The 14,869-nt window shown below is 71.9% G+C and carries 12 protein-coding genes and 2 pseudogenes; 7 read left to right on the top strand and 7 right to left on the bottom strand.

Annotation, left to right across the window (positions count from 1 at the left end):
* Positions 1 to 6: 6 nt before the first annotated feature.
* A pseudogene (locus tag A0130_17365) lies at positions 7 to 1,229 on the top strand (low temperature requirement protein A).
* Between the two features lie 242 nt (positions 1,230 to 1,471).
* On the opposite strand, the pseudogene A0130_17360 reads toward A0130_17365, so the two are convergent.
* The 4 genes and pseudogenes from A0130_17360 to A0130_17345 form a co-directional block, all read right to left on the bottom strand.
* Positions 1,472 to 3,250, bottom strand: a pseudogene (locus A0130_17360) (arabinan endo-1,5-alpha-L-arabinosidase).
* A gap of 208 nt (positions 3,251 to 3,458) precedes the next feature.
* The gene (locus A0130_17355; GenBank protein ANF33190.1) at positions 3,459 to 3,728 is read right to left on the bottom strand and encodes a 30S ribosomal protein S15; all 270 of its coding nucleotides are present in this window, start codon (positions 3,726 to 3,728) and stop codon (positions 3,459 to 3,461) included.
* A gap of 122 nt (positions 3,729 to 3,850) precedes the next feature.
* A complete protein-coding gene (locus A0130_17350; protein ANF33189.1) occupies positions 3,851 to 4,618 on the bottom strand; it encodes a hypothetical protein in 768 nt (255 codons plus the stop codon).
* A gap of 52 nt (positions 4,619 to 4,670) precedes the next feature.
* Positions 4,671 to 6,125 carry a GntR family transcriptional regulator gene (locus A0130_17345; protein ID ANF33519.1) on the bottom strand — a complete coding sequence of 485 codons (1,455 nt, stop codon included), beginning with the start codon at positions 6,123 to 6,125 and terminating at the stop codon, positions 4,671 to 4,673.
* A 79-nt stretch (positions 6,126 to 6,204) separates the two neighbouring features.
* Between A0130_17345 and A0130_17340 the strand changes: the two genes are divergently transcribed.
* A complete protein-coding gene (locus A0130_17340) occupies positions 6,205 to 6,645 on the top strand; it encodes an alkylhydroperoxidase (GenBank protein ANF33188.1) in 441 nt (146 codons plus the stop codon).
* 67 nt (positions 6,646 to 6,712) lie between these two features.
* Here the strand turns inward: A0130_17340 and A0130_17335 are convergent, their stop codons facing one another.
* A complete protein-coding gene (locus A0130_17335) occupies positions 6,713 to 7,087 on the bottom strand; it encodes a peptidylprolyl isomerase (protein ID ANF33187.1) in 375 nt (124 codons plus the stop codon).
* A 202-nt stretch (positions 7,088 to 7,289) separates the two neighbouring features.
* Complete coding sequence (locus tag A0130_17330) at positions 7,290 to 8,684, bottom strand: FAD-linked oxidase (GenBank protein ID ANF33186.1); 1,395 nt, start codon at positions 8,682 to 8,684, stop codon at positions 7,290 to 7,292.
* A 76-nt stretch (positions 8,685 to 8,760) separates the two neighbouring features.
* Here A0130_17330 and A0130_17325 point away from each other — a divergent pair, with 76 nt between their 5' ends.
* Genes A0130_17325 through A0130_17305 form a run of 5 tightly spaced genes read left to right on the top strand, consistent with a single transcriptional unit; the run spans position 8,761 to position 13,277 of the window.
* Positions 8,761 to 10,293 (top strand): AraC family transcriptional regulator, encoded by a 1,533-nt coding sequence (locus tag A0130_17325; GenBank protein ID ANF33185.1) that lies wholly within the window; start codon positions 8,761 to 8,763, stop codon positions 10,291 to 10,293.
* Between the two features lie 9 nt (positions 10,294 to 10,302).
* Complete coding sequence (locus A0130_17320; protein ANF33184.1) at positions 10,303 to 11,067, top strand: hypothetical protein; 765 nt, start codon at positions 10,303 to 10,305, stop codon at positions 11,065 to 11,067.
* Positions 11,068 to 11,104: 37 nt separating this feature from the next.
* Complete coding sequence (locus A0130_17315) at positions 11,105 to 11,980, top strand: 2-hydroxyhepta-2,4-diene-1,7-dioate isomerase (protein ANF33183.1); 876 nt, start codon at positions 11,105 to 11,107, stop codon at positions 11,978 to 11,980.
* Positions 11,981 to 12,017: 37 nt separating this feature from the next.
* Entirely contained in the window at positions 12,018 to 12,932 is a 915-nt protein-coding gene (locus A0130_17310; GenBank protein ID ANF33182.1) for an alpha/beta hydrolase, read from the top strand.
* A gap of 60 nt (positions 12,933 to 12,992) precedes the next feature.
* Entirely contained in the window at positions 12,993 to 13,277 is a 285-nt protein-coding gene (locus A0130_17305; protein ID ANF33181.1) for a hypothetical protein, read from the top strand.
* Positions 13,278 to 13,282: 5 nt separating this feature from the next.
* Here the strand turns inward: A0130_17305 and aspA are convergent, their stop codons facing one another.
* Positions 13,283 to 14,794, bottom strand: coding sequence for an aspartate ammonia-lyase (gene aspA / locus A0130_17300; protein ID ANF33518.1), 1,512 nt, complete (start codon positions 14,792 to 14,794; stop codon positions 13,283 to 13,285).
* Between the last annotated feature and the right edge of the window lie 75 nt (positions 14,795 to 14,869).

The raw sequence follows: 14,869 nt of genomic DNA, 5'->3' as shown, positions 1-14,869 counted from the left end.
CCTCCTATGCTGGCGCACATGACCAGTGCGTTCCGCATCCCGATGACCGGGCGTTCCACCGACGAGCGGCACCGCGTCTCCAGTCCCCTGGAGCTGCTCTTCGACCTGACGTTCGTCGTGGCCATCGCCCAGGTCGCCGGACAGCTGGCACATGCGAGCGAGGCGGGCCAGGTGCTCGAACGACTGCCCTTCTACCTCATGGTGTTCTTCGCGATCTGGTGGGCGTGGATGAACTTCACCTGGTTCGCCTCGGCCTACGACACCGATGACGTGCCGTACCGGCTGATGACGCTCGTGCAGATGGGCGGCGTGCTGGTGCTGGCCGCGGGCGTGCCCGCGGCGTTCGACGAGGAGAACTTCACGGCGATCATCGTCGGCTACCTGATCATGCGGCTGGCGCTGGTCGGGCAGTGGCTCCGCGCGGGCATCGAGGACCCGGCCGGGCGGCGCACGGCGTTCCGCTATGCGGGCGGCATCGCGGTGGTGCAGGTGCTGTGGGTGGCGTGGGGGTTCCTCCCCCCGCACAGCGCGGTCTGGCTCTTCCCCGTCGGCGTGGCGCTGGAGCTGGCGGTGCCGTTGTGGGCGGAGCGGACCGGGATGACGTCGTGGCACCCGCATCACATCGCCGAGCGGTACGGGCTGTTCACGATCATCGTGCTCGGAGAATCGGTGTCGGCGTCGGCGGTCGGCGTCCAGCAGGCGCTGGCGACGAGCGGATTCTCGGCCTCCCTGGTCTGGATCGCCTCCGCCGGGCTGGTGTTGCTGTTCGCGCTGTGGTGGCTGTACTTCCTGGAGCCGGCGGCCGAGGGGCTGAGCAGCAAGCGTGGGAGGTCGTTCTACTGGGGGTACGGGCACTACTTCGTCTTCGCGTCCCTCGCGGCGCTCGGGCGGGGCTCGAGGTCGCGGTGCAGGCGGGCGCGGCGGACGCGCACACGTCGGAGACGGCGGTCGAGTACGCGATCGCCGTGCCCGTGGCCGTCTTCCTGCTGATGCTGTACATCCTGCACGCGCCGCTGGTGGACGAGGTCGTCATCCGGCCGCTCAAGACCGGCGTCGCGATCGGCCTGGTCCTGCTGCTGCCGCTTGCGTCCCCGTTCCTGGGGCTGGTGGGCGTCACGATCGGGATCGCGCTGGTGGCGTCGGCCCTGGTCGCCACCACGCTGATCGACCGGGCGCTCGCGGGGCGGTCGCGCGAGAAGGAGCCGACCGCGTCCAGGCCCTTGCCCTGACGAACGCGGCGCGGTTGGCTCGGGGCATGACCGAACGTGACGACCGCGCCGATCAGCTGACCACCGCGCCTGCCGCCGACGAGAGCGATGCCGACCCCCGGATCGACGTGTCCGAGGGCGAGGACGGCCGCCGCCGCATCGACATCCGGGACGACGCGACGGTGCGCCCGGGCTCCGATCCGAAGGACCGCTGAGCCCGGGCGCACCGGCACCTCGCGCTAGCCGCCGTGGCCGCGCGGCGCCCCGTAGACGCGGACGTAGTCGAACGTCGTCGTGAAGCCGGCGGCCGCCATCGACACGAGTCCGAGCCGCGGCGGGGTCGCGGCCAGCGGCGTCGTCCAGGTGCCGGCGGTGTCCCAGGTCGCTCCGTCGTCCCTGCTCGTGGTCGCGGTGTAGACGTTCTCGGTGGCCGTGTGCGTGCGGGTGAGCCGCAGCGTTGTCCACTCGCCGACGGGTCCCCCGACCGAGTTGCCGTAGCCCGGGTAACCGGGGCCCTCGGGCGTCTCGCGCTTGCCGAACTCGGTCTGCCGGGTCTCCCAGATGGAGGTGACGGCGAGCTTCACGAAGTTCGCGTCGTCCTGGTAGATCACGAGGCCGCCCTGCGCGTAGTTCTGGCAGCAGCCGTCGCGTGGGACCGTCGTCTTCACGCGGGTCTCGACGGTGTAGTCGCCGGCCGGGAGGGCGCGCACCGGCAGACCGGCGGCGCCCGCATCGGGACCGAGGTCGGCCGCCTGCATCTGCCAGTTCAGCACGCCGCCCGAGACGGATCGGGTCGCCGGGCCGGGGTCGCGGATCCAGGTCCAGGCCGGATCCATCGCGTGGCCGCCGAACTCGTCGGAGAAGGCGGGGAGCTTCGGCCCGCGCGCGGGCGGACCGACGAACGCAGGATGGTAGGCGGCCGGCTGCCCGGCGGTGACGACCGGCGCGGGCTGCGGGCTGTCGGACGGCCCCGCTCCCCCACGGACGACGGGCCAGCCGTCCTTCCAGTCGAGCGGATCCATGAGCACCGGACGCTTGGTGTAGGTGCCGCCGCCCGCGACGTACGGGTCGGTGCGATCGACCGCGTGGTAGAGCATCCACTCCTGGCCGGCGGCGTCGACGGTGCTGGTCACGTGACCCGGCCCGACCCAGCGGTTGCCGTTCTGGTGCAGGACGGGCGTACCCCCGACGCGCGAGTCGAGGAAGGACGCCCCCGTGCGGTCGACGAAGGGTCCGGTCGGCGACGTCGAACGGCCGGCGAAGACGCCGTAGCCGGTCAGCGGGCCGTTGCAGCAGTTCGTCGCCGAGCCGAGCAGGTAGAAGTAGCCGCCGTGCTGGACGACATGCGTCCCCTCGTATCGGTTCGGGATGGCGACCTGCACCTGGCTGGCCGGGTCGGAGTGCAGGCCGTCGGCGCTCACCGTGCGTACCGAGAGGCCGCCGTAGTAGCTGCCGAAGTACAGGTAGTTGGTGCCGCCGACGGAGAGGAACTCAGGGTCGTAGACCCAGCGGCGGTCGTTCGGGTCGGTGTTGCCCGGGGACGGCATCGGCTCGACGACCGGGCCGCCGGAGTCCGTCCACGGTCCCGCGGGGCTGTCGCTCGTCGCGACGCCGATCGCGGAGCCGCCGCCCGGCGTCACCGTGTTGGTCGCCGTGTAGTACAGCAGGTAGCGGCCGCCCACGTACGCGACGTCCGGCGCCCACATGTCGCCGTTCCCGATCCACGCGGGACGGGTGGGCAGCGCCTCCCGCACGAAGGTCCAGTGCACCAGGTCGGTGGAACGGTAGGTCGGGATGCTCGAGAAGACGAGGGAGCCGTCCGGGTTGCGCAGCGACGAGTCGATGACGTCGCGGGTGCAGTAGAGGTACCAGGCCGGATCCGTCGGGCTCTGCGACCGGATCACGTCGGGGTCGGCGCACTGCTCGGCACGCTTGCCGTTCCCGAGTTCGAGGTCGAGTGGGTTGCTGTAGGTCGCGCTGGCGGCAGGTGCGGGCCGGGCAGCCGCTGGTGCGGCCGAGGCCGGCGCCGCGAGCGCTGGGATGCCGACAGCCAGCGCCAGCGCTGTAAGCGCGGCGAGGATCGGTCGTGACGTATGACGCATGACGAGAACTCCCCTTCGAGTCGTGGCGTGCGTCACACCATACAGCGCTGTAAAGCCGCTGCCAAGAGTCCGCGCGAACGAGTGCGCGCAAACAGAACGGGCCGCCACCCGGAGGTGACGGCCCGTCGTGAAGAAGTTCGCGGTCGAATTATCGACGCAGTCCGAGACGCTCGATGAGCGAGCGGTAACGGCTGATGTCGATGTCCGCCAGGTAACCCAGCAGACGGCGACGCTGACCGACCAGCAGAAGCAGGCCACGACGCGAGTGGTGGTCGTGCTTGTGCTCCTTGAGGTGCTCGGTGAGATCCTTGATCCGCTTGGTCAGGATCGCGACCTGGACCTCGGGGGATCCGGTGTCACCGGGGTGGGTAGCGTACTCTTCGATGATCGCCTTCTTGACGTCTGCATCCAGTGCCATAGAGGGATCCCCTTCCTACTCGTTGCGCGGTGCCCGGGGCCGTATGCCTGGGCTCTCTTGATCCGCGGCCGTTCGACGGCAACTGGAAGAGTCTACCAGAGCCGTCGGGTGCCGGAGGGCGTTCAGACGGGCTCGGGCTCCGGCTCCAGAAGGGAGAAGACGGCGCCCTGCGGGTCGACGACCTCGGCCCAGCGGCCGACGCCCGGCGCCGCATTCGGCTCGGTGCGCAGGGTGCCGCCGAGCTCGGTCGCGCGCACCACGGCCGCGTCGAGGTCGGCGACGTTGAAGTACACCAGCCAGGCGGCGGCGTCGGCGCCATCGGACCGGTAGGCGCCCGCGACGCTGGTGTCCCCGACGTCGAACAGCCCGTACGGCTCCTCCCCCACGCGCATCTCGCTCACTCCGACGCCCAGCACGCTCTCATAGAACGCGAACGTCGACGCGGGATCGGGTGCGACCAGCTCCAGCCAGTCGACGGCGCCCGGCTCGTCGCGCAGCCACGGCTCGTTCGACTCCTTCAGCTGCCACAGGCCGAACACCGCACCGGCCGGATCCTGGACGATCGACAGGTGGATGCCCGGGACCGTCTCCGACGGCTCCAGCAGCACGGTCCCGCCGGCGTCGACCGCAGCGCTCGCGGCCGCCGGCAGGTCGTCGACGGCGAAGTACACGGTCCACATGGTGGGCACGTCCTCCGACGGGAGCGGCCCGAGCGCGGCGACAGCGACGCCACGCGCGCGGGCCAGCGAGAAGTGGCCGGTCTCGGCGAGCGCAGGCCCGACGTCCCAGCCGAACAGCTCGCGGTAGTAGGTGGCGGCGGCGGGCTGGTCGGGGCTCTGCAGGTCCACCCAGATGGGAGTGCCGTGCAGGAACACGTCTTCGATCGGCATGGGCCCACGCTACTCGCCGGGCACGTTGTCGGCGAGGCTCGGATCGGCGCGGTCAGATCCGGAGATGATCGCCGCGCCCGACGCGCTCGCGGGCGATCGCCTCCACGAGGATGCGGAGCCCGTCCGGGATCTGCGCCGCCGGGATGCCGCCGAACCCGAGCAGGAGACCGTCCGGGGCGCCCTGCGCCGCGACGCGGAACCGCGACACCGGCTGCACCGCGACACCCGCGACCGCCGCCCGCTCGGCGACACGACGCGCGTCGAACGAACCCGTCTCGGCCTGGAGGACCGCCAGGTGCAGCCCGGCCGCCGACGGGACCAGCCGCAGGTCGGGCGCGAGCGCGCCGACGGCCTCCTCGAGCACCGCGTGCCTTTCGGCGTAGACGCGGGTCGCGGTGCGCACGTGGCGGGCGAAGCCCCCGGAGTCGAGCAGGCGCGCCATCGCCCGCTGCGTCACGGTGTCGTTGTGCCAGTCCGTCAGCCGCTTCGCGTGGCGGATCGCGGCGAGCAGGGCGGGCGGCGCGACGACGAACCCGAGGCGGAGGGCGGGGGCCATGGTCTTCGAGAAGGTGCCCACGTAGACGACGCGGCCCTCCGCATCCAGCCGCTGGAGCGGGTCGAGCGGACGCGCACCGAAGCGGAACTCGCTGTCGTAGTCGTCCTCCACCACGACCGCGTCGTGGCGAGCAGCCCAGTCCAGCAGCGCCACCCGGCGCTCCAGGGGCAGCACACCGCCGAGCGGGAACTGGTGCGACGGCGTCACGTACACGAGCCGCGCGGGCGGCAGCAGGTCGACGCGGAGGCCGTGCTCGTCCACCGGCACCGGCACCACGCGCGCGCCGGCCAATTCGAACAACTGGCGGACCGGCGGGTAGCCGGGGTCCTCCATCGCGACGGCGTCGCCCGGGCGCAGCAGCACGCGGGCGAGGAGGTCGAACGCCTGCTGGGCGCCGCTGGTGACCACCACATCCGCGGGGCCGGCCTCCACCGACCGCGCGACGCCGAGGTGACGCGCGATGCCGGCGCGCAGCCGCTCCACTCCCGCCGGATCGCCGTACCCCGACGAGCGCGGGAAGCCGCCGCGCAGTTCGGCGGCTACGTAGCCGCGCCACGTGTCGAGCGGGAAGAGGGCGGGATCGGGCGAGCCGACGCTGAAGTCGTATGCGATCGGCCGCGGCTCGGTCCAGAGCGGATCGTCGAGGTCGCGCCAGCCGGGAGCGGGGCGCGCGGCGCTGCGGCGCTTGGGCCGGCCGTCGGCGACGGGGGCGGCGGTGTACGCGACGAACGTCCCGGCGCCGACCCGACCCTCCAGGTAGCCCTCGGCGGTGAGCCGTTCGTAGGCGGTCGAGACCGTCGAGCGCGACACCTGCAGCCGCTCCGCGAGCTCGCGGGTCGCGGGCAGCCGCTCGCCGCGGCGCAGGCGGCCGTCGAGCACCGCATCCCGCAGCTGCCGGTAGATGCGGTCGGCGCGGTCGCCGCGACCGCCGATGGCGACGTGAAGGTCCAGGATGCTCCCGAAATGGTCTGATCGGATTACGTCGGATTGGCGCTTACACCGAGCCGATCCGCTTCTTAGCGTAGAGGTCATGACAGAACGAATCCAGATCTCATCCCTGGCCCCGGAGGGCTACCGCAAGGTCGTCAACCTCGACGGCTATGTCGGCGGCGCCGTCGAGGAGCCGCTCGGCGACCTCATCAAGCTCCGCGCCTCCCAGATCAACGGCTGCACCTACTGCGTCGACATGCACTCGGTCGACCTCCAGGGCCGCGGGGTGCCGCTGCGCAAGGTGTTCGCCGTGACGACGTGGCGCGAGTCGCCGTGGTTCACCGACCGCGAGCGGGTGGCGCTCGAGCTGACGGAGACGGTCACGCTGATCCACGAGGGCGGCGTCTCCGACGATCTCTACGCGCGTGCGCTGGCCGAGTTCGGCGAGGACGGCCTCGCCAACCTGCTCCTCGCCATCGCCACCATCAACGTGTGGAACCGGATCGCCATCCCGACCCGGATGGAGCCGGCGGCGCTCTGACCGGCCGAACGGCGAAGCGCTCCCCCGGATCAATCCGGGGGAGCGCTTCTGTTCGCGAGGTGTCGGCTCAGCTGACGCCGAGCAGGTCGATCACGAAGATCAGGGTCTTGCCCGACAGCGGGTGACCGCCACCGGCCGGACCGTACGCCTGCGCGGGCGGGACGGTGAGCTTGCGGCGCCCGCCGACCTTCATGCCCGGGATGCCGTCCTGCCAGCCCTTGATGAGGTTGTTCAGGGGGAAGTTGATCGACTGCCCGCGGCTCCACGAGGAGTCGAACTCCTCGCCGGTCTCGTACTCGACGCCGAGGTAGTGCACGTCGACCTTGGAGCCGGGGGTCGCCTCCGGGCCGGTGCCCTCGACGATGTCGACGATCTCGAGCGTCTCGGGGGCCGGGCCCTCGGGGGCGTCGACCTCGGGCTTCTGGTTGGTGTTCTCTGCCATGTCCACCATCCAACCGCGAGCGAGGCGATTCGGGAAACCCCGTTCGCTGACCGCGCACCGCGGATTCGGGGTTGCGCTCGTGGCGGGCCGGGGGCATCCTTTAAGCCATAACTCGTTCCCCCGGGAGAGCTGCAGGCATCGCCGCACCACCGGGGGTCGAGTCCGTTAAGGGGACTGTTCAGCGGACTCCTCCCGCGCGGTTCTAGTGCCCGAAGACCTTGCCCGGGTTGAGGATGCCCAGCGGATCGAAGACCGACTTGAGCTTGACCTGAAGCTCGTACGAGTCGGGTCCGACCTCGTCCGCCAGCCAGCGGCGCTTCAGCACGCCGACGCCGTGCTCGCCGGTGAGCGTGCCGCCGAGCTCGATCGCGGTCCGGAACAGGTCGTTCGCCGCATCCCACACCGCCGGCGGCACCTCGTCGCCGCTGTAGACGAAGTTGGGGTGGAGGTTGCCGTCGCCGGCGTGCGCGACGGTCGGGATCGGGATGCCGTACTTCTCCGAGATGCGCTCGATCGCCGCGAACATCTCGGGCATGCGCGAGCGCGGCACCGCGACGTCCTCGATCAGGACCTCGCCGCTCGTCGCGAGCGCCGGGTGGAACGCGCGACGCAGGGCGAGCAGGCGCTCCCCCTCCTCGGCGTCGGCGGCGACGCGGACCGTCCCGCCGGTCTCCGCCAGCAGCTCGCCCGCGGCCGTCGCATCCAACGCCGCGGTGGCGCCGTCGAACTGCACCATGAGGTAGGCGGCCCCGCTGCTCGCGCCGAACGCCTCCTGGATGCGCTCCTCGCCGAGGTAGGCCGCGATGCGCTCCAGCGACGGGGCGTCGAGCAGCTCCATGACGGCCGGGCGCAGCTGCGCGGCGGTGATCCGCGCGGACGCCTGCGCGGCCGTCCGGACATCCGGGAACAGGGCGCCGAGGGTCACCGGCTCGCCCGGCGGGATCGGCTGCACGCGCACCGTCGCCTCGACGATCACGCCGAGCGTGCCCTCCGAGCCGACGAAGAGGGCGGTCAGGTCGTAGCCGGTGACGCCCTTGACGGTGCGGTGCCCGGTGCGGACGACGCGGCCGTCGGCGAGCACCACGGTGAGGCCGAGCACCGCCTCCCGGGTCACGCCGTACTTGGCGCACAGCAGGCCGCCGGCGTTGGTCGCGATGTTGCCACCGACGGTCGAGATCGCCTTGCTGGCCGGGTCGGGCGCGAAGAACAGCCCGAACGGCTCCAGCGCGGCGTTGAGGTCGCTGTTGATGACGCCCGGCTGCACCACCGCGAGCTGATCCTCGGCGGAGATCTCGAGGATGCGGTTCATGCCGGAGACGTCGAGCACCAGCGACCCCTCGGTGCCGTTGGCGCCGCCGGCGAGCCCGGTGCCGGCGCCACGGGGGACGACGGGGACGCGGAACTCGCTCGCCGCCCGCAGCGTGGCCTGCACGTGCTCGACGGAGCGCGCGGTCACGATGGCCCGCGGCGCCCCCGGCGCGACCCACCCGGAGCGATCGGTGCGGGCGGCGTCGAGAAGCGCCGGGTCGGTCGTGAGCACGCCGGCGGCGAGGGCCTCCTCGCCGAGCGCCGCCGAGAGCCAGTCCAGAACGTCCATGTCCTCAGGCTAGCCGTCCTGCGCTCATGTCCGATTTCCGCTATCGGATGTCGGCGGCGGGCGTCAGGATGGACGTATGAGCACGATCGAGCGCACGGCATCCGCAGGCGACGCGAAGCTCGCCGACCCGGTTTTCGCCGAGCGCTACCGCGCGATGAGCGCCCGCGACGCGCGGTTCGACGGCCAGTTCATCACCGGCGTCCACACCACCGGCATCTACTGCCGCCCGAGCTGCCCCGCGGTCACGCCGAAGCCGGGCAACGTCACCTTCTACCTGACCGCCGCCGCCGCCCACGAGGCCGGGCTGCGGGCCTGCAAGCGCTGCCTGCCGGACGCCGTCCCCGGGTCGCCCGAGTGGAACGCGCGAGACGACCTCGCGGCCCGCGCCATGCGACTGATCGCCGACGGCACGGTCGAGCGGGAGGGCGTGCCCGGACTCGCGCGACGGCTCGGCTACACGCCGCGCCACCTGGGCCGGGTGCTGACCGCGGAGCTGGGCGCCGGCCCGCTCGCCCTCGCCCGCGCCCACCGGGCACAGACCGCACGGCTGCTCCTCGTCGGCAGCGACCTCCCGATCACCGACGTCGCGTTCGCCGCCGGGTTCAACAGCGTCCGCCAGTTCAACGAGACGATCGCCGAGGTCTACCGGCTCACGCCCGGAGCGCTCCGCGCATCCGCCCGCCGCTCCCCCGCCGCCGGTGCCCACCGGGCCGAGGGCGCCGTGACACTGAGCCTGCGGCTGCCCGCCCGGGCGCCCTTCGACGCGGACTCAGTGCTCGGGTTCCTGGGCGCCCGCGCGATCGCGGGGGTGGAGGCCACGACCGGACCCGGCTACGCCCGCGCGCTGCGCCTCCCGCACGGCCCCGCCGCCGTCCGCCTCATCCCGACCGGGACACCCGACGCGCCGGCCGTCCAGTGCGACGCCGCGCTCGCGGACGTCGCCGACCTCGCCCCGCTCGTCGCCCGCGTGCGCCGGCTGCTCGACCTGGACGCCGACGCCGAGGCGATCGACGCCGTCCTCGCCGCCGACCCGGCGCTCGCGCCGAGCGTGGCCGCGACTCCGGGCCTCCGGCTGCCCGGTGCGGTGGATCCGGAGGAGATCGTCTTCCGCGCTCTGATCGGGCAGCAGGTGTCGGTCGCGGCGGCGCGCACGTCGCTGACTCGGCTGACGGACGCGCTCGGAGAGCCCATCGACCTCGCCGCGCCCGGCGGTCACGCCTCCTTCACGCGACTCTTCCCCACCGCCGCGGCGATCGCCGAACGCGGGCACGAGGTGCTCCGGGGGCCGGCGCGGCGCATCGACGCGATCGTCGGCGTCGCGGAGGCGCTCGCGGACGGCACCCTGACCATCGACGTGGGCGAGTCCCGCGACAACCTCGAGCAGCGGCTGCTTGCGCTGCCGGGGATCGGACCGTGGACGGCCGGATACATCGCGCTGCGGGTGCTCGGCAGCCCCGACATCCTGCTCACCGGCGACCTGGCGCTGCGGCAGGGCGCCGCCCGGCTCGGGCTCCCCGCCGAGCCGCGGGCCCTGGCGGAGTACGGCACGCGGTGGGCGCCGTGGCGCAGCTACGCGGGTCTGCACCTCTGGGCCTCACCGCGCGCATAGGATCCAAACGTGCCCACCGTGTCCGTCGTCATCCCCGTGCTGGACGACTCCGAGATGCTCGCCCGCTGTCTGGCGCTTCTCGCGGCGCAGCTGCGGCCGGCGGACGAGATCGTCGTCGTCGACAACGGGAGCACCGACGACACGCCGGAGGTCGCCCGCGCCGCCGGAGCCCGCGTGATCGAGCAGCCGACCCGCGGCATCTGGCCTGCGGCCTCGGCGGGCTACGACGCCGCCACCGGCGACATCATCGCCCGGCTCGACGCCGATTCGCGGCCCCCGGCCGACTGGCTAATGCACATCGAGGCGGAGCTGGTCGACTCCCCCGAGGTCGGCGTCCTCACCGGGCGCGGGGTGTTCTACGACGGCAACGCGGTCGTCGCCGGGCTCGGCCAGGTGCTCTACATCGGCGGCTACTTCTGGTCGATGGATGTGTGGCTCGGCAACCCGCCGATCTTCGGCTCCAACTTCGCGATGCGCCGCGAGGTGTGGTGGGATGCGCGCGAGCGCGTGCACCGCGATCGGAGCGACATCCACGACGATCTCGACCTGTCGTTCCACCTCGATCTGGCCACGATCGTCCGGTACGACGACCGGCTCACGGTCGGCATCTCCGCGCGGCCGTTCTCGACCTGGAACGGCTTCGGCCGGCGTCTCCGCTGGGCGTACACGACGCTCGCCATGCACCTCCCCGAGCAGTCCCCGTGGCGGCGTCGCACCGCCCGGCGCCGGCGGCTGAGCGAAGAGGAGCGTGGGGCGCCTGGAGCGGTGGCCTGATTCGGCCGCCCACACCGAAGCCCGATAGCCTAGATCGGTGAGATTCTCGCACCTCAGCAGCGCCGCCGATCCCCATCCCCGCCTGGCCGCCGTCCTCGGCGACGGCGCCCTCTTCCTCGACCAGGTGATGGACCGGCCGCCGCGAGACCTGCAAGACCTCATCGAGCGCGGAGACGAGGGGCTGGCCGAGGTGCGCGGCGTCGTCGCCGAGGCGGAGGCCGCCGGAGTCGAGCTGCCGTCCGTGCACGAGCTCCGCCACGCGTCGGCCGTGCTGCGGCCGCCGCACGTCATCGCGATCGGAGCGAACTACGCCGCCCACGCCTCCGAGCTGAAGCTGCGCACCGAGAAGGCGGCGACCGTCTTCAACCTGTGGCCCAACTCCCTCACCGGCCACGGAAGCACCACCTCCTGGCCCGCCGACCTCTCCACCCAGGTCGACTACGAGGCGGAGCTCGGCGTCATCATCGGCAAGCCCGCCCGCAACGTGCCGGTGCGCGACGCGCTCGACTACGTCTGGGGCTACACCGTCGTCAACGACATCACCGCCCGGGACCTGCAGTTCTCCGAGGCGCAGTGGGCGCGCTGCAAGTCGTTCGATGGCTTCACGCCGACCGGCCCCGTCGTGGTCACCGCCGACGAGATCCCCGACCCGCAGGACCTGTGGCTCACGACCAATGTCGACGGCGCGATCCTGCAGGACGCCTCCACCGCCGACATGGTCCGCAGTGTTCCCGAGCTCATCGAGTTCCTCTCGCGCTCGGCGACCATCCCGCCGGGAACGTTGATCTCGACCGGCAGCCCGGGCGGCGCCGGCTACTCGCGTACACCGCCGGTCTTCCTGCGCGACCGGTCGACCGTCACCGTCTCCATCGGCGGGATCGGCTCCCTCACCACGTTCTGCCGCGTCACATGACGCGCGCCGGGGCACCCGGGTGGTCTAGCGTAGCCTCGTGTCCATCGGAGAGCGGCGACCCGTCACGGGCGGCGGCGACGAGGCGGAGCGCCTCGACGCGGCGCTGCCCGACATCGACTGGTCCATCGCGCCGGTCGGAACCGTGTTCTCGCGGTTCGCGTCGCCCAGCGGAGAGCTGGCCGTCGCGGCGCTCGGCGACCCGGAGGACCCCCGCGTGGTCCTCATCCCGGGCGTGACCGGCTCGAAGGAGGACTTCTACCTGCTCGCGCCTATCCTGGTCGCCGCCGGGTACTACGTGCAGAGCTTCGACCTCGCCGGACAGTACGAGTCCGCCGAGGCCGGCCCGCCCCCGGGCGAGAAGTACACCTACCCGCTCCTGACCGGGGACGTGGTGGCCTTCCTGCGCGACGGCGGCCCGGCGCACGTGCTCGGCTACTCGTTCGCGGGGATCCTGGCGCAGCTGGCGCTGGTGACGCATCCCGAGCTCTTCCGGTCGCTCACTCTGCTGACCGCGCCGCCCGAGCCCGGACAGTCGTTCCGCGGCGTGCGGATCATCGGACCGCTGAGCTGGGTGGCCACGCCCCACATCGGCGCATCCCTGATGATCTGGGGCATCACGACCAACAAGAACCGGGTGTCCGACAGCCGTCTCGCGTTCGTGCAGTCGCGGTTCGCCCTGACCCGCCGCTCCAGCGTGGACGACATCGTCGGCCTGATGAAGAACGTCCCGGATGTGCGGGCCCGGGTCGCGGCGACCGGCATCCCGATCCTGGTGGCGACCGGCGATCACGACCTCTGGCCGACCCACCTGCACGCCGCCAACGCGCAGGCGCTCCGGGCACGGCTGGCGGTCTACCGGACCGGGCACAGCCCGTGCGAGACCGCGCCGCACCAGCTCGGGCGCGACATGATCGCGCTGTTCCGCGAGGCGGAGGCGCGAGAGGCCGACTGAGCGTTCCGCCCCCGGTCGGTGGATCGCGAGGACCGGCGCGCGGGGAATAAGGTTCTCCCCATGACCTACCAGCGCTCAGGGTCGTCGATGCTGCGTTGCGTGCTGATCTCGGATGACGGCGAGGAGACCGTGCTCACCGCCCCGTCGCTCGGCGACGCCCCGCCGTCACGTGTCCGTTTGCCCTCATCGTTGGGAGGCGCCGCCGTGCTCGACGTCTACGCGTTCTCGCACAGCCGCGACATCCCGCCCGAGGCGGTCTACGTGTACGTCAGCACCGTGCCGGTCAGCACCGAAGAGGTGACCGGCACGGAGCCGGGCGAACAGGGTCCGCGGCTGCCCGAGTAGTCCGGCTACTCGCCCTCCTGGCGCGCCTCCGCGATCGCGTCGGCCTCGACCACGGGGATGGCCGTGGTGATCGTCTCCAGACCGCTCAGGCGTGCCGGCGACAGCAGCCGGGTGACCTCCTCCCGGCTCATCAGCTTCGCCTCGACCACCAGGTCGGCCACATTGTGGCCGGTGAGCAGCGCCGACTTGGCGAGCGCGGCCGCGGCCGCGTAGCCGATGTGCGGCGTGAGGGCGGTGATCACGCCGACCGACGAGCCGACCATCGCGCCGAGGCGCTCCTCGTTCGCGGTGATGCCGTCGACGCAGTTGATCCGGAGGGTGCGGAAGGCCTGCGCCATCCACGTGATGCTCTGCAGCAGGGAGTGCGCGATGACCGGCTCGAACGCGTTGAGCTGCAGCTGGCCGCCCTCCGCCGCCATGGTGACCGTGACGTCCGCGCCGGCGACCGAGAAGGCGACCTGGTTGACGACCTCCGGGATGACCGGATTGACCTTTCCGGGCATGATGCTGGAGCCGGCCTGACGCGCCGGGAGGTTGATCTCGCCGAGACCCGCCTGCGGACCGGAGGACAGCAGGCGCAGGTCGTTGCAGATCTTCGACAGCTTGATCGCGCTGCGCTTGAGCGAGCCGGAGAACGACATGAACGCACCGGCGTCGCTGGTCGACTCGATGAGGTCGGGGGCCGTCTCGAGGTTGAGCCCTGTGATGGCGTTGAGATGGCGGACGGCCGCGGCGGCGTACCCGGGGTCGGCGGTGATGCCCGTGCCGATCGCGGTCGCGCCGAGGTTGATCTCGGCGAGCAGCCACTTGGTCTCGGTGAGGCGGGCGTGGTCCTCGGTCAGGGTGGTGGCGAACCCGTGGAACTCCTGCCCGAGAGTCATGGGAACCGCATCCTGCAGCTGCGTGCGGCCGACCTTGAGGATGTTGCGGAACTCGTCCGCCTTGTGCGCGAACGAGTCGCGCAGCAGAGCGAGCTCGTCCAGCAGGTGGCTGAGCGCGAAGGTGAGGCCGATCTTGATGGCCGTCGGGTAGGTGTCGTTGGTGCTCTGGCTGCGGTTGACGTCGTCGATCGGGTGGAGGTGGGCGTAGTCGCCCTTCGGGTGGCCGTCGAGCTCGAGCGCGATGTTCGCGATGACCTCGTTGGCATTCATGTTCGTGGAGGTGCCGGCGCCGCCCTGCATGACGCCGACGACGAACTGGTCGTGGAACCCGCCCTCGATGATGAGCTGGCAGGCGCGGTCGATCAGCTCGGCCTTGTGCGGCTCCAGGACGCCGATCTCGAGGTTGGCGCGGGCCGCGGCCTGCTTGACGCTGGCGAGCGCGACGATCAGGTCGGGGTAGACCGAGATGGGGCGCTTCGCGATGGGGAAGTTCTCGAGCGCGCGGGACGTGTGGATGCCCCAGTACGCTTCGGCGGGGATCTCGCGCGCGCCGAGCGAGTCGGTCTCGATGCGGGTGGGTCGGCCCTCGCTGCTGGATGCGGGGACGTCCGACACGTTCTCGGACGCGTCGGTCACCACGGGGATGGTTGCTGTCGGGTTCACGGTTGGCACCGTTGCCTCTCGTCGTGCGTTGGCATGCTTCTGTCGCCG

The sequence above is a fragment of the Leifsonia xyli genome (assembly GCA_001647635.1).
In the GTDB taxonomy this organism is placed as follows: domain Bacteria; phylum Actinomycetota; class Actinomycetes; order Actinomycetales; family Microbacteriaceae; genus Leifsonia; species Leifsonia xyli_A.
Note: the sequence above shows the minus strand (reverse complement) of the source record. Positions and strands in the feature narration are given on the sequence as shown.

Bases quoted from the DNA above. Each gene is read 5' to 3' on its own strand.
- A0130_17355 (ANF33190.1), bottom strand. From the start codon at position 3,728: ATGGCACTGGATGCAGACGTCAAGAAGGCGATCATCGAAGAGTACGCT.
- A0130_17330 (ANF33186.1), bottom strand. From the start codon at position 8,684: ATGGACGTTCTGGACTGGCTCTCGGCGGCGCTCGGCGAGGAGGCCCTC.
- A0130_17350 (ANF33189.1), bottom strand. From the start codon at position 4,618: ATGCCGATCGAAGACGTGTTCCTGCACGGCACTCCCATCTGGGTGGAC.
- A0130_17335 (ANF33187.1), bottom strand. From the start codon at position 7,087: ATGGCAGAGAACACCAACCAGAAGCCCGAGGTCGACGCCCCCGAGGGC.
- A0130_17340 (ANF33188.1), top strand. From the start codon at position 6,205: ATGACAGAACGAATCCAGATCTCATCCCTGGCCCCGGAGGGCTACCGC.
- A0130_17305 (ANF33181.1), top strand. From the start codon at position 12,993: ATGACCTACCAGCGCTCAGGGTCGTCGATGCTGCGTTGCGTGCTGATC.
- A0130_17325 (ANF33185.1), top strand. From the start codon at position 8,761: ATGAGCACGATCGAGCGCACGGCATCCGCAGGCGACGCGAAGCTCGCC.